Here is a 26,113-nt window from a genome sequence, read left to right on the forward strand (position 1 = left end):
CGCCTGCGCCCACGTACGCCTCCGGAAGTTTCGTAACACGGGGACGAAGTGACGTTACAACGGCGCCGGGTGGCGCGTGCGCGGATCGCGGGAGCGCGGTCCTTGCAGTGATCCCGCGCAACGGGGCCGGCGTCGGCCGAACCGCCGCCCACCCGACAACCGCCGCGACCAGAGGTGACAGCAGGCCGAGGGAAGTGCCCCCTATCGCCGGAGCGCCACCGGCTCCACCCCCGTCGGCACCCCCCGCCGCTCCCGCCCTTCCGAGCCGAGCGACCCGCGGGCCGGCGGGTGTGCTCCCCGCTGGCCCGCCACCGTCGCCCCGAAGGCCAGGGTCATCCCCGCGAGCTGCACCGGCGTGAGGGCCTGGCCGAGGGCCGCCCAGCCGACCACCGCGGCGGTGAGGGGGGACAGCGGGCCGAGGAAGGTGACCTGGGTGGCGGTGAGGCGGCCGATGCCGCGGAACCAGAGCCAGTACGCCACGGCCGTGTTGGCCAGCGCGAGGTAGAGGTAGCCGCCGACCGCGGGCCCGTCGAGCGCGGGCGGGGTGCCCTCCACGAAGAGGGCGAGCGGTGCGATGAGCAGGCCGCCCGCGGTGAGCTGCCAGGCGGTGAGCGCGAGCGGGCCGACACCGTCGGGGCGGCCCCAGCGCTTGGTCAGCACGGTGCCGACGGACATCGAGGCGGTGGCCGCGAGCGCCGCGAGGACACCGAGGGCGTCGAGGGCCCCGGCCGCCTTGAGCACGACCAGGCTGACACCGAACGCGGCGACGAGTCCGGTGAGCACGCTCCGGGTGGCCGGCCGTTGCCCCAGCAGTACGGCCGACAGCCCGACGACGATGAGCGGCCCCACCGACCCGACCACCGCGGCCATCCCGCCCGGCAGCCGGTACGCCGACAGGAACAGCAGCGGGAAGAAGGCCCCGATGTTCAGGGCCCCGAGCACCGCCGCCTTCCCCCACCAGACACCTCGCGGCAGCACCCGCGCGAGGGCGAGCAGGACCAGCCCCGCGGGCAGCGCCCGCATCATGCCGGTGAACAGGGGCCGGTCGGCCGGGAGGAACTCCGTGGTGACGGCGTAGGTGGTGCCCCAGGAGACGGGGGCGAGGGCGGTGAGAAGGACGGTGGCGGAACGGTTGATGCCCGGTTTCCTCATGGCTCCCCCAGACGATTAGCTTGCGTGAAAGTAGCTTACTCCTAAGCTACTTTTCCGCAAGCCACTTTCTTGCGGCCGAGCCGGTGCCCACGGATACTCGCCCCATGAGTGCACCGCGCAAGGACGCCGTCGACGCGATCATCGAGCAGTGGGCGGCCGTACGGCCCGACCTCGACACCAGGGCCATGGAGGTCTTCGGGCGCGTCTACCGCCTCTCCCGCGCCATGGGCGACCGCGTGGAGAAGGTGTACGCCCCCTTCGGCATCTCCCGCGGGGAGTTCGACGTCCTCGCCACACTCCGCCGCGCCGGGGAGCCGTACACCCTCTCCCCCCGCCGGCTCTCCTCGACGCTGATGCTGACCACGGGCGGCATGACGGGCCGCCTGGACCGGCTCGAACGCGCCGGCCTCCTGCGCCGCTCCCCCGACCCCCACGACCGCCGCGGCCTCCAGGTGACCCTGACGGAGAAGGGGTTGAACGTCATCGACGAGGCGGTGGGAGCGGGCCTGACCGCCCAGACGGACGCCCTCTCCGCCCTCGACGACGAAGAGGCCGTCCAACTGTCCGACCTGCTGCGCAAGTTGCTGGAGGGCACCCAGAACCCCCCGGAGTGACCCCGGCCCCGCACCCGCTCAGCCGACATACATGGCGAGCGCCCCCTCGATCTCCTCCGCCGTCGCCCCCTCCGCCGCCCACCCCACGTACCCGTCGGGGCGTACCAGTACGGTCGTGCGCCGGGCGCTCGCCCAGCGTTCCACGGCGAGGCGGTCCTTGTGGACGGCCGAGGCGGCGTGGGACTCGGGGGTGATCAGGACGAACCTGCCGCCGCGCAGGGACGCGTAGAGGCGGCCGCCGTCCGCGAAGGCCACGTCGGGCACCCGGGTGCCGGTCAGGGGATGGGCCGAGCGCGGCGCGGCGTACTTGTAGCCGATTCCGGTGACCTGGCCGAGCATCCTGCGGCGGGCCGGGCCGACGTGGTCGAGGACGGTGGTGAGGGCGGTGCGCAGGGCCAGTTCCCAGGGGCGCTTGGCCATCGCGAGGCGGACGATGCCGCCGCTGCTGCGGAGGACGGCCCTGCCGACGGGGTGGCGTTCGGACTGGTAGGTGTCCAGCAGCTCGGGGCCCGCGTGGCCGCCCGCCACCTGGGCCAGCTTCCAGCTCAGGTTCGCCGCGTCCTGGAGCCCGGTGTTCATGCCCTGGCCGCCGGCCGGGGTGTGGACGTGGGCGGCGTCGCCGGCCAGGAAGACCCGGCCCACCCGGTAGGCGGGCGCCTGGCGTTCGTCGCTGTGGAAGCGGGACATCCAGCGGGCGTCGTGCATCCCGAAGTCGCGGCCCAGGGCGAGACGGGTGACCTCCTTGATCTCGTCGAGGTCGAGCGGCTCGCTGTCGGGGACGTCATGGGCGCGGTTCCAGGCGATGACCCGGTGGTAGCCGTCGCCGAAGGGGGCGATGAAGGCGAAGGCGTCCCCCACGGCGTTGACGGTGAGCAGGGTCTCGGGCTGCTCGGCGAGGCGGACGTCCGCGAGGACCACCGAGCGGATCACCGAGCGGCCGGGGAAGGGCAGCCCGATCGCGTCGCGTACGGCGCTGCGCATGCCGTCGGCCCCCACGACGTACTCGGCGCGCAGGGTCTCCGTCGACCCGCCCGGTCCCTCGACCCGTACCGTCACGCCGTTCTCGTCCTGGGACAGGCCCGTCACCTCGGTCTCGTACCGGAAGTCGACGCCCGCCTCCACGGCCCGCCGCTCCAGGGCCTTCTCGACCTCGTACTGCGGCAGGACCAGCAGGTGGGCGAAGCGGGAGGGGAGGGTGTCCAGGCCGATGGTCAGGTTGCCGAACAGGCGCAGTTTGTCCAGGCGCTGCCCCACCGCCTCCAGGCCGTCGGCGAGGCCGCGGGCGTCGAGCTGTTCGAGGGTGCGGGCGTGCAGGACGAAGGCGCGGGAGAGGTTGCTGATCCGGTGCGGTCGCCTCTCGACGACGGTGACGGGGACGCCGGCGCCGGCCAGGTCACCGGCCAGGAGCAGGCCGGTGGGGCCGGAACCGACGACGATCACGGGGGTGCCGTTCTTCGAGGTGCCGTTCATGGTGGCCTCCTGCTGCCGACGATTCGAAAGTCAACGGTTGTTTGCCAACGCCTGTTGACGAAGGTAGCGGCACCTGACCACAGCGTCAACACTTGTTGGCCAACACACGTTGACCTACGATCGTCGGCATGAACGAGACCCCCCGCCGCCGCTCCGACGACACCCGCGACGCGATCCTCGCCGCGGCCCGCGAGCGCTTCGCCGCCGACGGCTACGAGCGGGCCACCATCCGCGCCATCGCCAAGGACGCGCGCATCGATCCGTCCATGGTGATGCGCTACTTCGGCAACAAGGAGGGCCTGTTCGCGGCGGCCGTCTCCGTCGACCTGAGGCTGCCGGAGCCCGACTCCCTGCCCCCGCACGACATCGGACGCGCGCTCGTGTCGCGCTTCCTGGACCTGTGGGAGGAGAACGAGGTGCTCACCGCGCTGCTGCGGGTCGGCGCGACCAACCAGGCGGGGGCCGAGCGGATGCGGGGCATTTTCGGGGAGCAGGTGCTGCCGGTGGCCCTGCGGGTGTGCCCGGACCCGGAGCAGGCCCCCGCGCGGGCCGCGCTGGCCGCCACGCAGTTGCTGGGGCTCGCACTGACCCGGTACGTGCTGCGGTTCCCGCCGACCGTGGCGCTGGCGCGCGAGGAGATCGTGGCGTGGCTGGCCCCCACGGTGCAGCGGTACCTCACCGCGCCGAACCCCTGAGCCCGCCCCGGGAGAACGCGCCGGGAGAACGCGCCGGGGCGCCGGCCTCGCCCACGGACGGCTGACGCGCGTACGTACGGCGGGGCCGGCGCCCCGGACACCGAGGTCAGTGCCTCGGAAGAGCCGGGACCAGGGTCCCGGCGAAGGCGATGTCAGGCCTTGGATCCGGCCTTGGCCTCGGCCTCGGCGGGCTTGGTCCTGATGTTGCGGCTGGTCACCCGGTGCTCTTCCTTGGACTTGTCCAGGACCAGCACCAGGCCGGCGATGACCGCGAACAGCACGAGCGGGGCCACGACGAACAGACCCAGCGTCTCGATGACGCTCAGGCCCGTGCCGGGGTCGTCGCCGTCGTCGCGGGTCAGCGCGGAGGCGGGGGACGACATGAGCAGCATCATCAGCGTCGTACCGGCCACCAGGGCGCCGGCGCGCAGGGCGTTCTTCTTGTCCACGGAGTCAAAGTATCCAACGGCGGTTCGGGCCGCGCGCCCGGGGTGCCGTACGAGGTGCCCCGGCCGGCCGGACGCCCCTCCTACGGCGCCCGCAGCACCTCCACCAGGGCGTGCAGCCGGGCCGATCCCGCCAGGTCCTCCAGCGTCACCGCCCGTCCCTCCCCGTCCGCGATCGGCAACCGCCAGTTCGGGTACTGGTCCCAGGTGCCAGGCAGGTTCTGCGGGCGGCGGTCGCCCACCGCGTCGGGCAGCCAGACCCCCACCATGCGGGCCGGGGTGTTCAACAGGTACCGGTGGACGGCCTGGATCTGCGCCTCCTCCGCGGAGGGGTCGGCGCCGCCGCCCGTGCCGTGCAGGAGTCCGAGCCGGGCCAGCAGCTCCAGCCACTCCGCCGTGTCCGCCGCGGCCTCCGCGCGTTCCACCTCCAGCGGCCGGGTCAACAGGCCGAGGCTGTCGCGGAGTTCGACGTGTTCCCCGGTGAGGCGGGAGGCGGTGGGCGGCAGGTCGTGCGTGGTCGCGGTCGCGAGACAGTCCGCACGCCACCGCTCGGGCGGCAGCGGCCGCCCGTCGCCCTCCCAGTCCCGCTCGAACCACAGCACCGACGTCCCCAGCACCCCCCGCTCGCGCAGCGCCTCGCGCACACCGGGTTCGACCGTGCCGAGGTCCTCGCCGATCACCACCGCCCCGGCCCGCGAGGCCTCCAGGACGAGCACGGCGAGCATCGCCTCGGCGTCGTAGCGGACGTAGGTGCCCTCCGTGGGCGGGTGCCCCTGCGGGACCCACCACAGCCGGAACAGGCCCATGACGTGGTCGATGCGCAGCGCGCCGGCGTACCGGAAGAGGGCCCGCAGCAGTTGCCGGTAGGGCGCGTAGCCCGACTCCGCCAGCCGGTCCGGGCGCCACGGCGGCAGTCCCCAGTCCTGGCCGCGGGCGTTGAAGGCGTCCGGGGGTGCTCCTACGGACATCCCGGCCGCGAAGTACGCCTGCTGGGCCCATGCGTCCGCGCCCTCGGGATGCACGCCCACCGCGAGGTCGTGGACGACGCCGACCGGCATCCCGGCCTCCCGGGCGGTGCGCTGCGCGGCGCCGAGCTGGCTCTCGGTGAGCCAGGCGAGACGGCAGTGGAAGTCGACGCGGTCCATCAGCTCGCGGCGGGCGCGGGCTGTCTCGGCGGACCGCGGGTCGCGCAGGCCGGGGGGCCAGCCGCGCCAGTCCGGGCCGTGCGCCTCGGCCAGCGCGCACCAGGTCGCGTGGTCCTCCAGTGCCTGGCCGCCCTCGGCGAGGTAGTCGGCGTAGGCGGCGCGGCGGCCGGGCCCGAGCGGGACCTCGCGGATCAGTTCGAGCGCCTCGCGCTTGAGCTCCCACACCGCGTCCCGGTCGATCAGCGCGCCCTTGTCCAGCACGGCGCCCCGCAGCCGCTCGGCCCGCTCGCGCAAGGTCCGCAGCCGTTCGGAGTCGGCGACGTGGACGTACTCGGGGATGTCCTCGATGCGCAGGTGCACCGGGTCGGGGAACCGGCGGGAGGACGGTCGGTAGGGGGACGGGTCCGTGGGGGCGCCGGGCACCGCCGCGTGCAGCGGGTTGACCTGGACGAAGCCGGCGCCGAGGGCACGCCCCGCCCAGGAGGTCAGTTCGGCGAGGTCGCCGAGGTCGCCCATGCCCCAGGAGCGGTGCGAGAGCAGGGAGTAGAGCTGGACGAGGAGGCCGTACGACCGCCTCGGCGGTGCGGGCAGCCGCGGCGGGGCCACGATCAGGTGGGCGTCGCCGGTGCGGCCGTCGGGCGCGGTGGCGGTCAACCGGTGGACACCTGGCGGGAGTTGGTCGGCTGCGGCGCGGGTCTCGCCCTGTTCGGTGGTGATGCGCAGCCGGGTGCCCGCGGGCAGGTCGGCGACGAAGGCGGGCGGGCTGCCGCTCCAGCACACCACCGTCGGCGGCAGCAGGCGGGCGCGCAGCTCGCGCTCCCGGGCCGCGAGGGCGGCGGCCGGGTCGCCCGCGTCGACGCCGAGGGCGGCCAGGGCCAGGGTGACGGCGGTGGCGGAGGCGGCGACCGTGCGGTCCGGGGAGGGCTGGTAGGAGGTGGCGACGCCGTACGACTCGGCGAGCCGGGTGAGCTCCGGACCGGGGGGCGCCGCCATCTAGGGCTCCAGGTATGCGTCGGACTCGCTGGTCAGGGGGGCGGCGTCGGCGAGCGGCGGCTCGCTGGTGAGGGGCTGCTCGGCGTCGGGCAGGGGCGGTTCGCTGGTGAGCGGGGTCTCGGTGCAGGCGCCCTCGGCGCTGAAGACACAGAAGTGCTCAGCGGGCGCCTCGGGTTTGGACAGGGCCGGGAGCAGAAGGGGTGCCGGTGCGGCCACGGGGGCCTCCTTGTCGAGTACGACGACGGGGGTTACCGCAGCCCTACCCACAGGACGCGGCGCCAGACGTACCGAAGGGGAGAACGTGCTCTTCGTCATGTTCCGTGGCCCGGTCACCCACGTCCACCGCTCGGCCGCAGATCACCCTGTTCGGTGACTCCGCCGTCCGCTTCCACCGGTAGATCGCCGGTCGTCCGGAGATCACTATTCACTCAGTACATATACGTGATGCATACTGATCACCATGAGCACCCGCCACATCCTGCTGGGGCTGCTCGCCGGAGGGCCGAGCCATGGCTACGACCTCAAGCGACGCCACGACGACCGTTTCCCCGAGGCCCGTCCGCTGGCCTACGGGCAGGTCTACACGACCCTCCAGCGCCTGGTCCGGGACGGCCTCGCCGAGATCGACGGCACCGACTCCGACGGCGGCCCGGAGCGCACCAGGTACCGCTCGACCGAGGCCGGGTCGCGCGAACTGGCCGAGTGGGCCGGGCAGATCGCCCCGCCCGCCCCCTTCGTGACCAACGAGATCTTCGCCAAGGTCGTCGTCTCGATCCTGTCCGGCGGCGACCCGGCCGCCTACCTCCGGGCCCAGCGCGCCGCCCACATGGCGCGGATGCGGGAGCTCACGGCGGTCAAGACCGCCGAGGGGGCCGACCTCGCGACCGTGCTCTCGGCGGACTACGCCCTCAACCACCTCGACGCCGACCTCCGCTGGATGTCCACCACGGCGGCCCGGCTCACCACCCTGACCGCGGAGGTCGACTCAGCATGAGCAACCCAGAGCCGCTGCTCGCGGCCCGCGACCTCGTGAAGACGTACGGCAGGTCCGAGGCCCTGCGCGGCGCCTCGGTGCGCCTGGACGCGGGCGAGATCCTCGCCGTGACCGGTGCCAGCGGCAGCGGGAAGTCGACGCTGCTGCACTGCCTGGCCGGGATCGTCGCGCCCGACGCCGGTTCGGTGTCCTACCGCGGTCGCCGCCTCGCCGAGCTGCCCGAGAAGAAGCTGAGCGAGCTGCGGCGCACGGAGTTCGGTGTGGTCTTCCAGTTCGGGCAGCTCGTGCCCGAGCTGACCGTCCTCGACAACGCGGCGCTGCCGCTGCTGCTCGCGGGCCTGTCCCGCGCCGACGCCCACACGCGGGCCGGTGCGTGGCTGGAGCGGTTCGGGGTGCGCGGGCAGGCCGGACTGCGGCCCGGCGAGCTGAGCGGCGGGCAGGCCCAACGGACCGCGCTGGCCCGGGCCCTGGTCACCGGCCCGAAGGTCGTCCTTGCGGACGAGCCGACCGGCGCGCTGGACTCTCTGGCGAGCGAGCAGGTCATGACGGCGCTGGTCCACACGGCCCGCGAGACCGGCACGGCTGTTCTGCTGATCACCCATGACGCCCAGGTGGCGGCGTACGCGGACCGCGAGGTGCGGATGGCCGACGGGGCCGTCGTCCCGCTGGAGGTGACGGCGTGAAGGCGCTGACGAGCGAGCTGCGGACGGCCTGGCTGCTCACCCGCGGGTCCGACCGGCGGGAGTGGTGGCGGATCGGGCTCACGGCCGCCGGGGCGGCGCTCGCGACGGGCATCGGGGCGGCGGTCGTCGCGCTGAACTCACTGGACGGGCGCTACTCCGTGTCCTTCGGGGCGGGGCTGCTGGACTCGGCGGGCGACCGGCGGAACGTGAGCGTCGTGGCGGCGCTGCTGCTGATCCCGGTGCTCGGTTTCGTCGGCCAGTGCGCGCGCATCGGCGCGGTGCACCGGGACCGCCGGCTGGCCGCGCTGCGGCTGGCGGGGGCCGACGCGTGGCAGGTGCGGCGGATCGCGGCCCTGGAGTCGGGACCGGCGTGCCTCGCGGGTTCGCTGACGGCGACCGCCCTGGGCGTACCCCTGCTGCTGCATCTGTGGGCCCGTCCCCCGGCGCTCGCGTGGGCCGGTGTCGCCCTGGTCGCCGTGGCCGTACCGGTGCTGGGCGCGGCCGTGAGCGCGCTGTCGCTGCGGCGCGTGGTGGCCTCACCGCTGGGGTGGGTCCGGCGGGTACGGCCCGTGTGGGGGCCGGGGCGGACCCTGCAGGCGGTGTTCGCGTTGCTCGGGGGCGCGGCGCTGCTCGTCGGCGGGTCCTCGTTCACCGGCGGTCCGGTCCGCCTCGCCCTCGGGCCGCCCGCGCTGTTCGCCCTCGTCCTGCTCGTCGGGATCGCGACGGTGTCGCTGGCCGGTACCGCGGCCCGGAGGCTGGGCGGGGCCCTCGCCGCCCGCGCGCAGAGCCCCGCGCTGCTGATCGCGGCGGAACGACTGCGGGACGACCCGTGGGCGGCGGCCCGCACGCATGCCGCGGTGCTGCTGGTGACGGTCGTCGGGGCCGGTTTCGTGGGCGTGCGCCAGGTGCTCCTGGAGACCCTGCACACCATGCGCCGCGAGGGGACGCTGGGCACGGACCTGGCGTACTACACGACCGGCATCGACCTGACGGCCGCGGCGATCCTCGTCGCCCTCGCCCTGACCGTGACGGGTCTGGCCGTGGGCACCCTCGAGTCCCTCGCCGCCCGGCGCCGCGGACTGGCCGCCCAGGTCGCCGCCGGGGTGCCGTACCGGGTGCTGGCCCGGGCCACGCTGCTGGAGACCGCCCTGCCGCTGGCTCCGGCGGTCGCTGTGGCGGGCCTGGGAGGTACGGCGATCGGCGCCTGGTACGCCTCGCTGGCCTCGCGCCACTCGGACACGACCCTGCCGTACGCCGCACTCCTGGTCCCCGTCGCGGTCTACGCCGCCTGCCTGCTGGCCGCGACCGCCTCCCTCCCCCTACTGCGCCGCTCGGCCCACCCGACGGAACTCAGACACGCCTGACACCGGCCTGCCGACGGCTCCGGCGGTCGGGACACGGCGATCGGTGCCAGGCACGGCTCGCACCGCTCGGGCATGGGCCTGCCGTACGTCGCGCTCCTGGCCCCGTCGCGGTCCACCCGGCCGCGGCGGCCTCCCTGCCGCCGGCTCCGTCGGTCGCGGTGGCGGGCTGGGAGGGTGCGGAGATCGGCGCCGGGTACCGCTCGCGACCTCGCACCACTCGGACACGTGCCCGCGGAACTCGGACACCCCTGACACCGCCGCGCCACCGGCTCCGGCGGTCATGCGGAGGACGGCGGTCCGCGCCACGTACGGCTCGGCGGACTCGCGGCACTCGGACACGAGCCCGCGGAACTCAGGCACGCCTGGCGCGGTGACGGGTCGGCCCCGGAGGCACGGGGGTCCTCCGGGGCCGGGGCCGAGCCGGCGTGTGCGGCAACACAAAGGCCCGGATCGTCGTCAGGCTGAGATGCCGTCGATCCGGGCCATGGCGTCCTCGGCGCCGTACGGTTGCAAGTACGGCAGCCAGCGCGGATCCCGGTGCCCGGTGCCGATGATGCGCCAGGCCAGGCCGGAGGGTGGAGCGGGCTTGTGGCGCAGCCGCCAGCCGATCTCGAACAGGTGCCGGTCGGCCTTCACGTGGTTGCAGCGCCGGCAGGACGCCACGACGTTGTCCCAGACGTGCTTGCCCCCGCGGCTGCGCGGGATGACGTGGTCGACGCTGGTTGCGACGCCACCGCAGTACATGCACCGGCCCCCGTCGCGGGCGAAGAGCGCCCTGCGGGTGAGAGGAACGGGCCCACGGTAGGGAACCCGGACGAATCGCTTGAGCCGGACCACGCTGGGTGCGGGGACTGTGACGGTCGCGCTGTGCATGAAGGCGCCGGATTCCTCCAGGGAGACGGCCTTGTTCTCCAGGACGAGGACGAGCGCGCGGCGGAGCGGTACGACGCCGAGGGGCTCGTACGACGCGTTGAGTACCAGGACATGCGGCACGGATGCCTCCTTGGGCGTCGGCGGCGCGTGGCTCGCGCCGGGACGAACTGAGGTCAGTCTCCCCTCTCGGCCGGGAGAAACGCCACCATGTCCCGGTAACGGGCTGGGAGTGTTTTCGACCACACCTTTCTTCATCCCCAGGTGAGAGCCGTCTCTCCCCCGAACATTGCAACGATCCACACACGATGCACCGTTAGTGTGGTGAGCCTGCCGTACCGGTGACCTTTTCGTGACCTTGACCGCCGTACCGGACGGCAGACGCAGCACCTGGAGGTACCTGCCGTGTCCTTGTCCGCCGTCCTACTGGCCGCGAGCCCGTCGCCGTCCCCCTCGGACACCTCGACGCCGGCCGTGCCGAGTCTCCAGGACGCCCAGGAGAGCGCCACGAACGCCGCGAGCTGGGTCGAGCAGAACTGGTCGACCTGGCTGGCGATCAGTCTGCGGGTACTGCTGATCCTGGTGATCGCCGCGGTGCTGAGAATGGTCGTACGGCGGGCGATCACCAAGCTCATCGACCGGATGAACCGCACCGCCCAGGCGGTCGACGGCACGGCGATCGGCGGCCTGCTGGTCAACAACGAACGCCGTCGCCAGCGCTCGCAGGCCATCGGCTCGGTGCTGCGCTCGGTGGCGAGCTTCATCATCATGGGCACGGCCGCCCTGATGGTCCTGGGCGCCTTCGAGATCAACCTCGCCCCGCTGCTGGCGTCGGCCGGTGTCGCGGGTGTGGCGATCGGCTTCGGCGCCCGCAACCTCGTCACGGACTTCCTCTCCGGTGTCTTCATGATCCTGGAGGACCAGTACGGCGTCGGCGACACCATCGACGCGGGCGTGGCCTCGGGCGAGGTCATCGAGGTCGGCCTGCGCGTGACCAAGCTGCGCGGCGACAGCGGCGAGATCTGGTACGTCCGCAACGGCGAGGTCAAGCGCATCGGCAACCTCTCGCAGGGCTGGGCCACGGCCGGCGTCGACGTGACCGTGCGCGCCTCCGAGGACCTCGACCGGGTCAAGCGGGTCCTGGGCGAGGTCGCCGAGAAGATGAGCAAGGAGGAGCCCTGGAACGAGCTCCTGTGGAGCCCGATCGAGGTCCTCGGCCTGGACAGCGTCCTGCTGGACTCCATGGTGGTGCGGGTCTCCGCCAAGACGATGCCCGGCAAGTCCCTCACGGTCGAGCGCGAGCTGCGCTGGCGGATCAAGCGCGCCTTCGACGCGGCGGACATCCGCATCGTGGGCGGCGCGACCGTCCCCGCCGAGGAGGAGAGCGCCGACCCGGCCGCGGCGGTCGCGGCCCCGTCGGTCTTCGCGAACTCCGAGTCCCCGCAGTCGGCGGCGGCCTCCCCGCTCGCCCAGGCACCGGTCCAGCGCCCGGCCCCGAAGTAGGGCGCACCTCCCGCGCGACCGCCCCCGCAGGTAACGACTCCGTCTCCTGCGGGGGCGGTTTGTCGTTCCCCTCTTGACTGACAGGTGGCCCAGACCTAAGTTCCCGTGCATCAGATAGGAAACCTTCCTAACAGTTTCCGGACAGTAAAGTCGTCCGGCAGTCACGGAGAGGGGCACCCATGGCAGGCACACCACGCACACTGCGCGCCATGAACGACCGTGCCGCACTCGACCTCCTGCTGGAGCACGGCCCCCTCTCCCGTACGCGGATCGGCAAGCTCACCGGCCTCTCCAAGCCGACCGCGTCCCAGCTCCTGGCCCGCCTGGAGGCGTCGGGGCTGGTCCTCGCCACCGGCACCAGCGAGGGCAGGCCCGGGCCCAACGCCCAGCTCTACGAGGTCGACCCGACCGCCGCCTACGCCGCCGGGCTCGACGTCACCCCCGAGCGCGTCCTGGCCGCCGTGGCCGACATCACCGGCCGCACGGTGGGCTCCTACGAACTGCCCACCCCTGGACGCCGGCCCGCCCAGCCCGTCGTGCGGCAGGTCACCGACGCCCTCGACGGCGCGGTGAAGGCGGCGGGACTGGCCCGCGGCGACGTCCACCGGCTCGTCATCGGCACCCCGGGCGCCTTCGACCCGGGCACGGGCCGGCTGCGCTACGCCTCCCACCTCCCCGGCTGGCACACCCCGACCCTCCTCGACGAACTCGCCGCCGCGCTCCCGATGCCGGTCGAGTACGAGAACGACGTCAACCTCGTCGCGGTGGCCGAACAGCGGCTCGGGGCGGCCCGCGGCCACGAGGACTTCGTACTGCTGTGGAACGAGGGCGGGCTCGGCGCCGCCCTGGTCCTCGGCGGCCGGCTGCACCGCGGCTGGACCGGAGGTGCCGGGGAGGTCGGCTTCCTGCCGGTCCCGGGCGCACCCCTGGTCCGCCAGGTGACCAAGGCCAACAGCGGCGGCTACCAGGAACTCGCCGGTTCCCAGGCCGTCCCCCGGCTCGCCCGCGAGCTCGGCATGACCGACATCCCGTCGGGACCGTACGCCGAGGTCGCCGCCACCCTCGTCGAGCGGGCCGCCGCCGAGGACACCGCCCTGAACCGGCTGCTCCTGGAGACCTACGCCACCCGGCTGGCCACCGGTCTCGCCTCGCTCGTCTCCGTCCTCGACCCCGAGCTCGTCGTCCTCAGCGGTGCCTCGCTCACCGCCGGCGGCGACACCCTGCGCGCCCTCGTCCAGGCCGAGCTGGAGGAACTGGCAGCCTCCCGGCCCCGGCTGGTCGTCGGCGCCGTCCGTGCACACCCCGTGCTGCGCGGCGCGCTGGAGAGCGCGCTGGCGGCCACCCGCGACGAGGTCTTCGACACCTCACGCTGACCTTCCGTACTCCCCCACACATCTCACTCACCGCCCGTCCCTGGGAGACCCCGTCATGCGCTCAGCCATACCCTCGTCCGCCCGAAAAGCGGCCTTTGCCCTGACCGTGTCCGCGGTGCTCGTCACCACCGCCTGCACCGGCCAGTCCTCCTCCGGTGCCGACGACGACGTCTCGAAGGAGACGACCGTCAACTTCTGGCACGCCTGGAGCGCGGACTCCGAGGTGGCGGGGGTGAAGGCGCTGGTCGCCGGGTTCGAGAAGGCGCACCCCAACATCCACGTCAACGTCGTCGGCAACATGACCGACGACAAGATCAACCAGGCGCTGCGCGCGGGCGGCGGCAAGGCCCCGGACGTCATCTCGTCGTTCACCACGAACAACGTGGGCAAGTTCTGCTCCTCGGGCGCGCTGGTCGACCTGAACCCGTTCCTCGAGAAGTCGGGGATCGACCCGGCCAAGACCTTCCCGGCCGCGATGAACCAGTACACGCAGTTCGAGGACGACCGCTGTGCCGTACCGCTGCTGGGCGACGCCTACGGCCTCTACTACAACAAGACCGCGTTCGAGAAGGCCGGGATCGCCGGCCCGCCCAAGACCTGGAGCGAGTTCGCGGCCGACGCCAAGAAGCTGACGATCGCGCAGGGCGGCTCGTACAAGCAGCTCGGGTTCATGCCGAACTACCACGGCTGGGAGACCACGACCGAGCACTACATGGGCCAGTTCTCGCCCACCTACTTCGACAAGGCGGGCAAGTCCACGATCGCCACCGACCCGGCCGTCGCCGCCGCGTTCACCCTCCAGAAGAAGCTCGTCGACGATCTCGGCGGCTACACCAAGCTGGAGAAGTACCGTGCCGGGCTCGGCGACGAGTGGGGCCCCAAGCACCCCTTCCAGACCGGTCAGGTCGCCATGCAGCTCGACGGGGAGTGGCGCCTCGGCATGGCCGTGGACGCCAAGCCGGGCTTCGAGATCGGCGTGGCCCCGCTGCCCGTGCCCGACGACCAGGCCGAGCAGTACGGCAAGGGCTACATCACCGGCACCATCGCCGGCATCGCCGCCAACAGCACCAAGCAGAACGCGGCCTGGGAGTTCCTGAAGTACATCACCACGGACACGGACGCGGTGGTCGGCTTCTCCAACGCCATCCACAACGTGCCCTCGACGCTCGCGGCCCTGAAGTCCCCGAAGCTGAAGTACGACCCGCGCTTCAAGACCTTCCTGGACATCGCCGCGAACCCCGACTCGACGACCGCCCCGTCCTCGATCAACGGCGGCGTGTACCTCACCACGATCCAGCAGCTCGGCTACGACTACGAGAGCGGCAAGGTCACCGACCTGAAGAAGGGCCTCGCCGCCGCGGCCAAGCAGATCGACACGGACATCACGCAGGCGCAGTGATGGCCGCGACGATCACCCTCGCCGCCAAGCGCCGCCGGTCGGCGCTGCGGACCCTCGCCTTCATGTCGCCCTGGCTGGTCGGCTTCTCGGTCTTCTTCGCCTACCCGCTGCTGTCCACCCTGTACTTCTCGTTCATGCACTACGACGGCTTCAGGCCGCCGACCTGGAGCGGGACGAAGAACTGGACGTATGTCTTCGAGCACTACCCGTTCTTCTGGCCGGCCCTGCGCAACACCCTGTGGCTGGTCGTGGTGATGGTGTCCCTGCGGGTCGTCTTCGGCCTCGGGATCGGCCTGCTGATCACGAAGATCAAGACGGGTACGGGGGTCTTCCGGACGCTCTTCTACCTGCCGTACCTGGCCCCGCCCGTCGCCGCCACCATGGCCTTCGCGTTCCTGCTCAACCCCGGTACGGGGCCGGTCAACTCGATCCTGGAGAAGGTCGGCATCCCGGCCCCCGGCTGGTTCAACGACCCCACCTGGTCGAAGCCGGCCCTCACCCTGCTCGCCCTGTGGGGCATCGGCGACCTGATGGTCATCTTCATGGCCGCCCTGCTGGACGTGCCCCGGGAGCAGTACGAGGCGGCCGAGCTGGACGGGGCCTCGGCCTGGCAGCGGTTCCGGTTCGTCACCCTTCCCAACATCTCGCCGATCGTGATGTTCGCGGTGGTCACCGGCGTCATCCAGACCATGCAGTACTACACACAGCCGTTGATCGCGGGGAAGGTTGCCTCGGGGGTGATCCAGGGCGCGGGCACGCAGTTCGAGCCCGGCTATCCGGACAAGTCCACGCTGACCCTCCCCCAGCTCGTCTACAACCTCGGCTTCCAGCGCTTCGACTACGGCTCCGCGTGTGTCGTCGCCCTCGTCCTCTTCGCCCTGTCGATGGTGTTCACCGCGTTCCTGATGCGGCGCCGGGGCGGTCTCCTCCAGGCAGGTGACTGACCATGACCCAAGTACTGGACCGGCCGGTGGAGTTGAAGACCCCGGCCTCCCCCGCCGAGCGCACCGCCCGGCGCCGGGCCCTCCTGGAGTGGGTGGCGGTGCACTCCCTCGGCATCGCCGCCGCCCTCTTCTTCACGCTGCCCTTCGTGTTCGTGTTCCTGACCTCGCTGATGAGCGACAGCCAGGCCCTCAGCCGCGATCTGATCCCGCACACCTGGGAGTGGGGAAACTACCGGCGGGTCTTCGACACCCCGGGCTTTCTGACCTGGTGGCGCAACACGCTGATCTACGCGGGGCTGGGAACGGTCCTCACGGTCGTGTCGTCGATCCCGGTGGCGTACGCGCTCGCCAAGTTCCGCTTCCGGGGCCGCAACCTGTCCCTGATGCTGGTGATCTCGATGATGATGCTGCCGCCGCAGGTCGTCATCATCCCGATGTACCTGTTCTGGGCGAAGCAGCTCGGGCTGTCCGGCACGCTGTGGCCGCTGATCATCCCGATGGCGTTCGGGGACGCGTTCTCGATCTTCCTGCTCCGGCAGTTCCTGATGACGATCCCGAACGAGTACGTGGACGCGGCGAAGGTCGACGGCTGCGGTGACCTGCGCACCCTGCTGCGGGTCGTCATCCCGATGGCCAAACCCGGTATCGCGGCCGTCGCGCTCTTCCAGTTCTTCTACGCCTGGAACGACTACTTCGGCCCGCAGATCTACGCCTCGGAGAACCAGAACGCCTGGACACTGAGCTACGGCCTGGAGTCCTTCAAGGGCATGCACCACACCGACTGGAACCTCACCATGGCCGCGACCGTACTGGTCATGGCCCCCGTGATCCTCGTGTTCTTCTTCGCACAGAAGGCGTTCGTCGAGGGCGTCACGCTGACCGGAGTGAAGGGTTAACCAAGCATGCTGCGTCTCCCCGGGGGCCGACCCCCGGACCCCCGGCCGACCGACACCGTCCCCGGCACCCGGAAGCGAGGGAACCCCCAGTGAAACTCACCGTGGTCGGCGGAGGCTCGACCTACACCCCCGAACTGATCGACGGTTTCGCCCGTCTGCGCGACACCCTGCCCGTCGAGGAACTCGTCCTGGTCGACCCGGCCGCCGAGCGCCTGGAGCTGGTCGGCGGGCTCGCCCGGCGCATCTTCGCCAAGCAGGGCCACGACGGCCGTATCGTCACCACCTCCGACCTGGACGCGGGTGTGGACGGCGCCGACGCCGTGCTGCTGCAACTCCGCGTCGGCGGCCAGGCGGCCCGTCTGCAGGACGAGACCTGGCCCCTTGAGTGCGGCTGCGTCGGCCAGGAGACCACCGGCGCGGGCGGCCTCGCCAAGGCGCTGCGCACGGTCCCGGTCGTCCTCGACATCGCCGAACGCGTCCGCCGGACCAACCCGGACGCCTGGATCATCGACTTCACCAACCCGGTCGGGATCGTCACCCGCGCCCTCCTCCAGGCCGGCCACAAGGCGGTCGGCCTGTGCAACGTGGCGATCGGCTTCCAGCGGAAGTTCGCCGGGCTGCTCGGCGTCACCCCCTCCGACGTCCACCTCGACCACGTGGGCCTCAACCACCTCACCTGGGAGACCGGGGTACGGCTCGGCGGCCCCGAGGGCGAGAACGTCCTGCCCAAGCTGCTCGGCGAGCACGGCGAGACCATCGCCGGCGACCTGCACCTGCCGCCCGTGCTGCTGGACCGGCTCGGCGTGGTCCCGTCGTACTACCTGCGCTACTTCTACGCGCACGACGAGGTCGTACGGGAACTCGGCACCAAGCCGTCCCGGGCCGCCGAAGTCGCGGCGATGGAGGAGCAGTTGCTGCGGATGTACGGCGACCCGGCGCTGGACGAGAAGCCGGAGCTGCTCGCCAAGCGCGGCGGCGCCTACTACTCGGAGGCGGCGGTGGACCTGGCCGCCGGGCTGCTCGGCGGGGGCGGCAGCCCCTACCAGGTGGTCAACACCCTCAACCGGGGCACGCTGCCCTTCCTGCCCGCGGACGCGGTGATCGAGGTGCAGGCCGCGGTGGGTCCCAAGGGGCCGACCCCGCTGGCGGTACCGGTTGTCGACCCGCTGTTCGCGGGGCTGATGGCCAACGTCACCGCGTACGAGGACCTGGCGCTGGCGGCCGCCCTGCACGGGGGCCGGGACCGGGTCTTCAAGGCACTGCTCGCCCACCCCCTCGTCGGCCAGTACGCGTACGCCGAGGGCCTCACGGACCGACTGATCGCACACAACCGGGAGCATCTCGCGTGGGCCTGACCGCAAGCGTCCTCGCCGTCGACGCGGGCAACAGCAAGACCGACGTCGCGGTCGTGGCGGCGGACGGAAGCGTCCTCGCCACGGCCCGCGGCGGCGGGTTCCGGCCGCCGGTGGTGGGCGTCGAGAAGGCGGTGGACGTCGTCGCCGACGCGGTCGGCCGGGCCTTCGCCGCCGCCGGGGTGAGCGCGGTGGAGCACGTGTCGGCCTGTCTCGCCAACGCGGACTTCCCGGTGGAGGAGCAGCAGTTGACCGCGGCGCTCCACGCGCGCGCGTGGAGCCGGGACGTGGAGGTCCGCAACGACACCTTCGCGATCCTGCGGGCCGGGGCCACCGAACCGCGCGGGGTCGCCGTGGTGTGCGGCGCGGGCATCAACTGCGTCGGCATGCGGCCCGACGGCCGTACCGCCCGTTTCCCCGCGCTCGGCCGGATCTCCGGTGACTGGGGCGGCGGCTGGGGCCTCGCGGAGGAGGCCCTGTGGCACGCGGCCCGCGCGGAGGACGGGCGGGGTGCCGACACCGAGCTCGCGCGCGTGCTGCCCGCTCACTTCGGGCTGCCGTCGATGTACGCCCTCATCGAGGCCCTGCACCTGGAGGAGATCGCCACCGCCCGCCGTCACGAACTGACGCCGGTGCTGTTCGCCACGGCCGCCGCCGGCGACCCGGTGGCCCGCTCGCTCGTCGACCGCCTGGCCGACGAGGTGGTGTCCATGGCGACGGTGGCCCTGACCCGTCTCGACCTGCTCGACGAGGAGACCCCGGTCCTGCTCGGCGGCAGCGTCCTGGCCGCCCGCCATCCCCAACTGGACGACGGCGTACGGGAACTGCTGGCCGCCCGGGCCCCGAAGGCGGTGCCCCGGGTGGTGACCGCGAGTCCGGTCCTGGGCGCCGCGCTCCTCGGCCTGGACCGGGCGGGAGCGTCCCCGGAGGCGCAGACGAGGGTGCGGGCGTTCTACGAGGCCTGAGCGAGCACCGCGTCGGCCACGTCGGGGACGGACATGCCGTCCTCGACGTGGACGCGGGGCAGCCCCAGCCGGTCGGCCGCCGCCACCACGAGCTCCTGGAAACGCACGCTGCGGGCCAGGAACGCGTCCATCAGCGCGCGTTCCGCCTCCGACGCCTCGTCGTAGCGCCCGCCCGCACGGATCCGGGCGCGTACGACGTCCTCGCCGGCGGTGAGCCACACGGCGGCCGTGCCCGGGACGTCCAGTGCGGCGACCCGCTCGGGCCACAGGGCGGAACCCTCCAGGACCAGGCCGGGCCCCGCGCCCGCGTGGGTCCGGACCAGCTCCTCGACGCGGGGCCAGAGCCGCTCGTAGTGGGCGAGGACCGAGGCGATCAACTCGTCGACGCCGAGCGTCGCGTAGTGCTCGGCCACGTGCGGCGGCACCTCCCGCTCCGGCGTGCGCCAGGGCCGCCCGGGGTGTCTCGCCAGCAGGTCGGTCGAGCGATGCCCGACGCCGAGCCGCCCGGCGACCTCCGCCGCGACCGTGGACTTACCGGTATGTGACGTTCCGCCGATCATCACCACACGTACCCCGCGCACGACGGCGACCCTACGCGCCCCCGGGGGAACCGAACCGATTCCGGCGGCGTATTCATGGGCAAGGGGTGGTGCAGAACGCGGAGCCGCCGGCGGGCGGTCCGCTGCGATCCGATCAAGATCGAGTGAAGCCCGGTGCGGATGTCGGTCCCGGCAGCGATACTTGCGGCGAGGGATGACCATGGGGGAGGTCAAACGGTGACACACCCGCCGAAGAGCAGCGCGGCACCACCGGGTTCCGGGGTGCCCACGATGCCGGCCGTACCGCCGCAGCCGGGACCTCCGGCCCCGGCCCCGCAGGTGTCCCCGCCCGCCCCCGCGCCGGAGCGGGCGCCCGCCCGTCGTACGGCCTTCGCCGAGGGTTTCGACCAGGTGCGCGCGGCCGCCACCACCGAACCGGGCAGGCTGCGCATCATCGGCGCGGCCCTCGCCCTGCTCGTCGTCCTGTTCGGCGCGGTGACCGCCTGGCAGACCGACGAGCGGGCCGCCGCCGCGGACGACGTGCTGCACAAGAGCCAGCCGCTCAGCAGCGCCGCCGCCGACATCTACCGCTACCTGGCCGACGCCAACACCGCGGCCTCCAGCGGCTTCCTCGCCGGCGGCCAGGAGTCGGCCGAGTCCCGCGAGCGCTACGAGGACGACATCGACCGGGCCGCCGCGGGTCTGGTCAGGGCCGCCTCGAACTCCGACCCGGACTCCCGCGCCGCCAGGACCGTGGCCGAGCTCAACACCCTGCTGCCGGAGTACAAGGGGCTGGTGGAGCAGGCCCGGACGTACAACCGCCAGGGCTTCCCGGTCGGCGGGGCGTATCTGCGGTACGCCAACGAGAAGATGCAGGAGGAGATGCTCCCGAAGGCGCAGAACCTCTACACCAGCGAGAACCAGCGGCTGCGTGCCGACTACGCGGACGCCACGCCCTACCCGTGGGCGGCGATCGGCCTCGGCGTCCTGGCGCTCGCCGGGCTCGCCTGGGCCCAGCACCGCAACTACCGGCGCACCAACCGGGTCCTCAACCACGGCCTGGTCGCGGCCACCGCGGCGGCGACCGTGGTGCTGCTGTGGCTGGTCGTCGGCCACACCCTGGCACGCGCGGGCCTCAACGACTCCTACGACCACGGCGTCCGCTCGCTCAACGTCCTGCACGACGCCCGCATCGCCTCCCTGAAGGCCCGCGGCAACGAGAACCTCACGCTGGTGGCGCGCGGCGCGGAGACCGTCACGCTCACCGACCGCAAGACCGGCGAGAAGGTCACCCTCGACGCCTACGACCACGACTTCGACCAGGACATGGACGTCCTCGGCAAGGGGCTGGCCGAGGCGTCGAAGCTCGCCGACGACAACAGCGGCGAGAAGCCGGTGACCGCGGCCCAGGGCAACATGAAGGTCTGGAAGGAGCGTCATGCCGCGGCCCGCGAGCAGGACGACTACGGCAACTACCAGGAGGCGCTGAGCCGGGTCGTCGGCGGCAAGGGCGCGACGGGCGAGTGCTTCGACAGCGTCGACCACAACCTCCATCTCGCCCTGACGCACGAGGAGTCGGAGTTCCGGAAGTCGGCCGGTGACGGCCTGGACGCGATGACGGGGCTGTCGGTGGGCGCCGCCGTACTGGCCGTGCTGGGCGCCGCCGGCGCGGTCCTCGGCATCGGGCGCAGGCTGTCGGAGTACCGGTGAGAGGGGGCGTGACGATGCGGATGCGTGGACGTGTGCGAACCGGTCTCAGGGGCTGGGGCGGGGTGGGGGCGATGGCCGTCGTCTGCACCCTGGTGCTCGCCTTCGCCCTGCTGCTGCCGCTGCTGCGGACACCCGGCGACGGCAGCACGGGCACCGGCGGCCCGGGCCTGACCCGTGCCGAGCAGGCCGCGGCGGACGACCCCTGTCTGGACCCCGCGATCAAGGCGCACCCCGAGGACCGGACGCTCTCCCCGTCGGGCGCGGACGGCCCGACCATCGAGCGGATCAAGGCCCGCGAGGGCGAGAAGCGCAAGCTGGTCGTCGGCGTCGACCAGAACAGCTACCGCTGGGGCTACCGCAACCCCAACGGCGGGGAGGACGCCGACCTGGAGGGCTTCGACATCGACCTGGTGCACCGGATCGCCCAGGACATCCTCGGCGACCCGAACGCCGTGCAGTTCAAGGCCATCCCCACCAACCAGCGCATTCCGGCCATACAGAACGGCCGGGTGGACATGGTCGTCCGCACCATGACGATCAACTGCACCCGTGTCGGCCAAGTGGCGTTCTCCGCCCCGTACTTCAAGACCGGCCAGCAGGTCCTCGCCCCCAACTCCTCGGACATCGAGGGCTACGACGACACCCTGGCGAACAAGAGGATCTGCACGGCGGAGGGTTCGACGGCCTTCAGCAAGCTGGACGACGACAAGAAGGCGGGAGACCTCGTCGCCTCCGCCGACATCAGGACCACGGTGCCCAACCAGCTCGACTGCCTGGTCCGGCTCCAGCTCGGCGAGGTCGACGCCGTCGTCACCGACGGGGCGCTCGCCGCCAGCCAGGCCGCCCAGGACCCCACGGTCGAACTGAAGGGCTCCCCCTTCACCACCGAGTACTACGGCGTGGCGATGAAGAGCGACGCCGACGATCTGGTACGCCGGGTCAACCAGATCCTGGTGGACTACCGCAAGGACCGCACGAACGGCTGGCAGGCGTCGTACGACAGATGGCTGTCCGCCACACTGGACAGGAACCCGGCGAAGTCGCAACCCCCGCCGGCGAAGTACCTGCGCACGAGCTGACGGACCGTCCGGAACACTCAACCACCCAGCAACCCTTCAGCAGCGAGAGGTGATCGATGGGCGTCACGGGACCCCCTGGGCCGGTGATGGACCGGGACGAGGTGGACCGTGCGCTGGCGCGGCTCGGCGCGGAGCACGAGGCGATCGAGACCTCGCTCCTCGCCCTCCAGGACCACGCGGGCCGCAGGCTCCTCGAAGGCGCCGACCTCACCGGGGTCACCAAGGAGCGCTGGGAGTCCGCCGACGCGTCGATCACCCTGCTGTGGGCGTACTTCGACGCGTACTCCGACGCGCTGCGCTCCGCCCGTGAGATCCGCTCCCGGCGCCGCTGGTCCAGCCGCGAGGACCTGGCGGAGCTGACCGAGCTGCTGCGCGGCGAGTCGGTCACGGTCGCGGGCTCGGCGACCGCCACCGCCAACGCGCCGACCCTGAACGGCACTTCGAGCAAGCTCAGCGAGCGGTTCTCGCTGGTGACGCTCGTGGAGCGGATGAACGAGCTGTACGCGACGAGCCTGGACATGGTCGTCGCCGCCGACGCGGTCTGGTCGGCGCTGCCCGCGCGGATAGACCTGCTGTCCGCCGAACTCCAGCGCACCCGCCAGCTCGCGCACTCCGTCGGCGTACGCCCCGGGGAGCATCCGGCGGGCGACGACCTGGAGCGCATCACCCGCACCCTGACCTCGCTGCGCGAGCGGGTGATCTCCGACCCGCTCGCCTTCTGGCAGCGCGCGCAGGGCAGTTCGGCCCCCGGCGGCGGCAGGCCGGACACCACGGCCTACGACCGGGAGGCGCGCGCCCTGGAGGACGTGCGCCGGGAGATCGACGCGGTGCTCACCGTCCGGCAGGACGCCGAGGCCCGGCTGGTCAGGCTGCGGGACGTGCTCTCCCGAGCGGACCGCACGCTCGCCGAGGCCCGTATCGCGCGCGGCGAGGTCCTCGCGAAGATCGCGGCCACGGAGGTGCCGGTCGTCAGCGGCCCGCCGACCGTGCTTCAGGAGCAGTTGGCGACGGCCGCCGAGTACCGCAGACACGCCCAGTGGCACCGGCTGTCCCCGCTCCTGGAGTCCCTGGAGCAGAAGGCGGAGGACGAACTGCTGCGCGCCCGCGAGTCGCTGACCGCGGTCACCGCGCCGCTCGCGGTCCGCGCGGAGCTGCGCGGCCGGCTCGACGCGTACAAGGCGAAGGTGGCCCGGCACGGTCTGGCCGAGGACCCGTTCCTGATCGAGCGGTACGACGCGGCCCGGCGGATGCTGTGGAGCGCGCCCTGCGACCTGCGGGTCGCCGAACAGGCCGTGCTGCGCTACCAGCACGCGGCCGCCGAGCTGCTGAGCGCCCCGCGGGTGCCGCAGCACGGTCCCGAGGACCGTAGGGGGGAGTCGTCGTCATGAGTCAGGAACAGCAGCCCTGCCAGCGGCCCGGCTGCGACGGGACGTACGAGGACATGGGCGGCGGCGAGCTGTACTGCGACACCTGCGGTCTGGCGCCGGTCGTCGCGGGCGGGGGCTCCGGCGGGGGCGGCCGGGCCGGCTCGGTGCCCAGCGGCAGGACCGGCGGCCGGGACTCGCAGGGCAGCGGCAGCACGCCCTCCACCGGCCGCGGTTCCGCGCGGACGTCCTCGCACTCGTCGAAGTCGCGGCGCTCGGTGTCGGGGCGGCTCTCGCGCTCGGTCTCCGGGAAGTCCACGGGCCGTTCGGTGTCGGTGCGCGGCTCCGGTTCCTCCGCCGGCTCGACCGGGCGCGGCCGGCTCGGCGCGGGACTGGTCGAGGTGCCCGGGGTGCCGCGGCCCGACCCGCGCGAGATGGTGCTGGAGAACCCGGAGGTGCCCGAGCGCAAGCGGTTCTGCTCGCGCTCCGACTGCGGGGCCCCGGTGGGGCGTTCGCGCGGGGAGCGGTCCGGGCGCACGGAGGGTTTCTGCACGAAGTGCGGCCACCCGTACTCCTTCGTGCCGAAGCTGAAGTCCGGCGACATCGTGCACGGCCAGTACGAGGTGGCGGGCTGTCTGGCGCACGGCGGGCTGGGCTGGGTCTATCTCGCCGTGGACCGGGCGGTGTCCGACCGCTGGGTGGTCCTCAAGGGCCTGCTGGACACCGGCGACCAGGACGCGATGGCCGCCGCGATCTCCGAGCGGCGCTTCCTCGCGGAGATCGAGCACGCCAACATCGTGCGGATCTACAACTTCGTCGAGCACCTCGACCAGCGCACCGGCTCGCTCGACGGCTACATCGTCATGGAGTACGTCGGCGGCAAGTCGCTCAAGGAGATCGCCAACGGCCGCCGTTCGGCGGACGGCAAGCGGGACCCGCTGCCGGTGGAGCAGGCGTGCGCCTACGGCATCGAGGCCCTGGAGGCGCTCGGCCACCTGCACAGCCGCAACCTCCTGTACTGCGACTTCAAGGTCGACAACGCCATCCAGACCGAGGACCAGCTCAAGCTGATCGACATGGGCGCGGTGCGCAGGATGGACGACGAGGAGTCGGCCATCTACGGCACGGTGGGCTACCAGGCGCCGGAGGTCGCGGACGTGGGTCCGTCGGTCGCCTCCGACCTGTACACCGTCGGCCGCACCCTGGCCGTGCTGACCTTCGACTTCCAGGGCTACACCAACGTCTTCGTCGACTCGCTGCCCGACCCCGACCACATCGAGGTCTTCCGCCAGTACGAGTCCTTCTACCGGCTGCTGGTCCGGGCCACCGACCCGGACCCGGCCCGCCGTTTCGCCTCCGCGCAGGAGATGTCGGAGCAGCTCACGGGCGTCCTGCGCGAGGTCGTCTCGTTGCAGACGGGGCGGGCGAGGCCCTCCCTGTCGACGCTCTTCGGCCCCGAGGTCCGGGTCACCGACACGGAGCTGTTCCCGAAGCTGGACGGGGAGGTGTCACGGCTCGGGGGACGGGTGGTGCCTTCCCGGAAGGCCTCCGCCGGCTCCCCGGGCGCCGCGGGTGCCCCGCGTCCGGGCGGCGGCGGGTTCAGCCCCGCCGGGACCCTGGTCAAGCCGGTCAACACGCCGGTCGCCTCCCTCGCGCTCCCGGTCCCCCACGTCGACCCCGCCGACCCCAACGCCGGGTTCCTCGCCGGGCTGATGACGACCGCGCCCGCCGAGCTGCTCGGCGCCCTCGCGGCCGCGCCGGCCCCCTCGGCGGAGTCCCGGCTCCGGCAGGTGCGGGCCTGGCTGGAGAACGGCGACACGTACACCGCGGACGAGGCACTGCGGAAGCTGGAGGGCGAACGGCCCGACGACTGGCGGGTGGTCTGGTACCGGGGCGTGGCCGCCCTCGCGACCGGCGACCACGAGGCCGCCGCGCTCGCCTTCGACGCGATCTACGACGCCTTCCCGGGCGAACCCGCCCCCAAGCTGGCCCTCGGCCTGTGCGCGGAGGTCCTCGGACAGCTCGACAACGCCGCCGAGTACTACCGGCTGGTCTGGTCGACCGATCCCAGTTACGTGAGCGCCGCCTTCGGTCTCGCGCGCGTGCAGCTCGCGACCGGGGACCGCCGTGGCGCGGTGCGGACGCTGGAGTCGGTGCCGGAGTCCTCCATCCACTACACCGCCGCCCGGGTGGCAGCCGTCCGCGCACGGCTGCGTGGACGCACCGCGACCGCGGGCGACGTACCCTTCCTGGACGACCTGACCGCCGCCGCCGGGCAGGTCGAGGCGCTGGACGCGTACGGACTGGATCCGGCGCGCCGCGAGCAGTTGTCGGCCGAGGTGCTGGGCGCGGCCCTGGACTGGATACTCTCCGGTGGCCAGGACTCCGTCGCCCCCGCCACCGGGAAACGGGCACTGCTCGGCAGCGGACTGGACGAGCGAGGACTGCGCTTCGGCCTGGAGCGTTCGTACCGCGCGCTGGCCCGGCTCGCGCAGGGCGGCGAGGAGAGGATCGACCTGGTGGAACGAGCCAACCGTTACCGCCCCCGGACGTGGGTGTAGTT

General features: G+C 72.7%; 23 protein-coding genes. 16 read left to right on the forward strand and 7 right to left on the reverse strand.

Going from position 1 to position 26,113, the window contains the following annotated elements; genetic code table 11:
- Positions 1–201: 201 nt before the first annotated feature.
- Positions 202–1,152, reverse strand: coding sequence for an EamA family transporter (locus tag ACZ66S_RS02920; RefSeq protein WP_469899172.1), 951 nt, complete (start codon positions 1,150–1,152; stop codon positions 202–204).
- Between the two features lie 104 nt (positions 1,153–1,256).
- Here ACZ66S_RS02920 and ACZ66S_RS02925 point away from each other — a divergent pair, with 104 nt between their 5' ends.
- Positions 1,257–1,766: a MarR family winged helix-turn-helix transcriptional regulator gene (locus ACZ66S_RS02925; protein WP_469899173.1), complete on the forward strand. Its 510-nt coding sequence runs from the start codon at positions 1,257–1,259 to the stop codon at positions 1,764–1,766.
- Between the two features lie 18 nt (positions 1,767–1,784).
- Here the strand turns inward: ACZ66S_RS02925 and ACZ66S_RS02930 are convergent, their stop codons facing one another.
- Positions 1,785–3,236, reverse strand: coding sequence for an FAD-dependent monooxygenase (locus ACZ66S_RS02930; protein WP_469899175.1), 1,452 nt, complete (start codon positions 3,234–3,236; stop codon positions 1,785–1,787).
- A gap of 128 nt (positions 3,237–3,364) precedes the next feature.
- Between ACZ66S_RS02930 and ACZ66S_RS02935 the strand changes: the two genes are divergently transcribed.
- On the forward strand, positions 3,365–3,931 hold the full coding sequence (locus tag ACZ66S_RS02935) for a TetR/AcrR family transcriptional regulator (protein WP_469899176.1): 567 nt from the start codon (positions 3,365–3,367) through the stop codon (positions 3,929–3,931).
- 152 nt (positions 3,932–4,083) lie between these two features.
- On the opposite strand, the gene ACZ66S_RS02940 is transcribed toward ACZ66S_RS02935, so the two are convergent.
- The 3 genes from ACZ66S_RS02940 to ACZ66S_RS02950 form a co-directional block, all read right to left on the reverse strand.
- Complete coding sequence (locus ACZ66S_RS02940) at positions 4,084–4,380, reverse strand: hypothetical protein (protein WP_469899177.1); 297 nt, start codon at positions 4,378–4,380, stop codon at positions 4,084–4,086.
- Positions 4,381–4,460: 80 nt separating this feature from the next.
- The gene (malQ, locus tag ACZ66S_RS02945; protein WP_469899179.1) at positions 4,461–6,515 is read right to left on the reverse strand and encodes a 4-alpha-glucanotransferase; all 2,055 of its coding nucleotides are present in this window, start codon (positions 6,513–6,515) and stop codon (positions 4,461–4,463) included.
- On the reverse strand, positions 6,516–6,731 hold the full coding sequence (locus tag ACZ66S_RS02950) for a hypothetical protein (RefSeq protein WP_468379824.1): 216 nt from the start codon (positions 6,729–6,731) through the stop codon (positions 6,516–6,518).
- Between the two features lie 244 nt (positions 6,732–6,975).
- Between ACZ66S_RS02950 and ACZ66S_RS02955 the strand changes: the two genes are divergently transcribed.
- From ACZ66S_RS02955 to ACZ66S_RS02965, 3 genes are read left to right on the forward strand one after another with little or no spacing between them, the layout of a single operon-like run.
- Positions 6,976–7,509: a PadR family transcriptional regulator gene (locus ACZ66S_RS02955; protein WP_469899181.1), complete on the forward strand. Its 534-nt coding sequence runs from the start codon at positions 6,976–6,978 to the stop codon at positions 7,507–7,509.
- Positions 7,506–8,192 (forward strand): ABC transporter ATP-binding protein, encoded by a 687-nt coding sequence (locus ACZ66S_RS02960; protein WP_469899183.1) that lies wholly within the window; start codon positions 7,506–7,508, stop codon positions 8,190–8,192. The genes ACZ66S_RS02955 and ACZ66S_RS02960 overlap by 4 nt, the downstream gene beginning before the upstream one ends.
- Positions 8,189–9,556, forward strand: coding sequence for an FtsX-like permease family protein (locus ACZ66S_RS02965; protein WP_469899184.1), 1,368 nt, complete (start codon positions 8,189–8,191; stop codon positions 9,554–9,556). The genes ACZ66S_RS02960 and ACZ66S_RS02965 overlap by 4 nt, the downstream gene beginning before the upstream one ends.
- 456 nt (positions 9,557–10,012) lie before the next feature.
- On the opposite strand, the gene ACZ66S_RS02970 is transcribed toward ACZ66S_RS02965, so the two are convergent.
- On the reverse strand, positions 10,013–10,549 hold the full coding sequence (locus tag ACZ66S_RS02970) for an HNH endonuclease (RefSeq protein WP_030609777.1): 537 nt from the start codon (positions 10,547–10,549) through the stop codon (positions 10,013–10,015).
- A 282-nt stretch (positions 10,550–10,831) separates the two neighbouring features.
- On the opposite strand from ACZ66S_RS02970, the gene ACZ66S_RS02975 reads away from it, so the two are divergent.
- From ACZ66S_RS02975 to ACZ66S_RS03005, 7 genes are all read left to right on the forward strand, one after another.
- Positions 10,832–11,929: a mechanosensitive ion channel family protein gene (locus tag ACZ66S_RS02975; RefSeq protein WP_469899186.1), complete on the forward strand. Its 1,098-nt coding sequence runs from the start codon at positions 10,832–10,834 to the stop codon at positions 11,927–11,929.
- Positions 11,930–12,108: 179 nt separating this feature from the next.
- Positions 12,109–13,302 carry an ROK family transcriptional regulator gene (locus ACZ66S_RS02980; RefSeq protein WP_469899188.1) on the forward strand — a complete coding sequence of 398 codons (1,194 nt, stop codon included), beginning with the start codon at positions 12,109–12,111 and terminating at the stop codon, positions 13,300–13,302.
- Between the two features lie 55 nt (positions 13,303–13,357).
- Positions 13,358–14,701, forward strand: coding sequence for an ABC transporter substrate-binding protein (locus ACZ66S_RS02985; protein ID WP_469899189.1), 1,344 nt, complete (start codon positions 13,358–13,360; stop codon positions 14,699–14,701).
- Positions 14,701–15,645, forward strand: a complete 945-nt coding sequence (locus ACZ66S_RS02990; protein ID WP_469899191.1) for a carbohydrate ABC transporter permease — start codon at positions 14,701–14,703, stop codon at positions 15,643–15,645. The genes ACZ66S_RS02985 and ACZ66S_RS02990 overlap by 1 nt, the downstream gene beginning before the upstream one ends.
- A gap of 2 nt (positions 15,646–15,647) precedes the next feature.
- Positions 15,648–16,541 (forward strand): carbohydrate ABC transporter permease, encoded by an 894-nt coding sequence (locus ACZ66S_RS02995; RefSeq protein ID WP_469899193.1) that lies wholly within the window; start codon positions 15,648–15,650, stop codon positions 16,539–16,541.
- 89 nt (positions 16,542–16,630) lie between these two features.
- The gene (locus ACZ66S_RS03000; RefSeq protein ID WP_469899195.1) at positions 16,631–17,896 is read left to right on the forward strand and encodes a 6-phospho-beta-glucosidase; all 1,266 of its coding nucleotides are present in this window, start codon (positions 16,631–16,633) and stop codon (positions 17,894–17,896) included.
- Positions 17,887–18,858 (forward strand): N-acetylglucosamine kinase, encoded by a 972-nt coding sequence (locus ACZ66S_RS03005; RefSeq protein WP_469899197.1) that lies wholly within the window; start codon positions 17,887–17,889, stop codon positions 18,856–18,858. The genes ACZ66S_RS03000 and ACZ66S_RS03005 overlap by 10 nt, the downstream gene beginning before the upstream one ends.
- Here the strand turns inward: ACZ66S_RS03005 and ACZ66S_RS03010 are convergent.
- Positions 18,846–19,439, reverse strand: coding sequence for an AAA family ATPase (locus ACZ66S_RS03010; protein ID WP_469899198.1), 594 nt, complete (start codon positions 19,437–19,439; stop codon positions 18,846–18,848). The genes ACZ66S_RS03005 and ACZ66S_RS03010 overlap by 13 nt on opposite strands.
- A 249-nt stretch (positions 19,440–19,688) precedes the next feature.
- Here ACZ66S_RS03010 and ACZ66S_RS03015 point away from each other — a divergent pair, with 249 nt between their 5' ends.
- From ACZ66S_RS03015 to ACZ66S_RS03030, 4 genes are read left to right on the forward strand one after another with little or no spacing between them, the layout of a single operon-like run.
- The gene (locus ACZ66S_RS03015; RefSeq protein WP_469899672.1) at positions 19,689–21,107 is read left to right on the forward strand and encodes a hypothetical protein; all 1,419 of its coding nucleotides are present in this window, start codon (positions 19,689–19,691) and stop codon (positions 21,105–21,107) included.
- Between the two features lie 14 nt (positions 21,108–21,121).
- Complete coding sequence (locus ACZ66S_RS03020) at positions 21,122–22,186, forward strand: glutamate ABC transporter substrate-binding protein (RefSeq protein ID WP_469899200.1); 1,065 nt, start codon at positions 21,122–21,124, stop codon at positions 22,184–22,186.
- Between the two features lie 56 nt (positions 22,187–22,242).
- The gene (locus tag ACZ66S_RS03025; RefSeq protein ID WP_469899201.1) at positions 22,243–23,574 is read left to right on the forward strand and encodes a coiled-coil domain-containing protein; all 1,332 of its coding nucleotides are present in this window, start codon (positions 22,243–22,245) and stop codon (positions 23,572–23,574) included.
- Positions 23,571–26,111: a serine/threonine-protein kinase gene (locus tag ACZ66S_RS03030; protein WP_469899203.1), complete on the forward strand. Its 2,541-nt coding sequence runs from the start codon at positions 23,571–23,573 to the stop codon at positions 26,109–26,111. The genes ACZ66S_RS03025 and ACZ66S_RS03030 overlap by 4 nt, the downstream gene beginning before the upstream one ends.
- Positions 26,112–26,113: the final 2 nt, after the last annotated feature.

Source organism: Streptomyces sp. NPDC107471 (assembly GCF_055582845.1).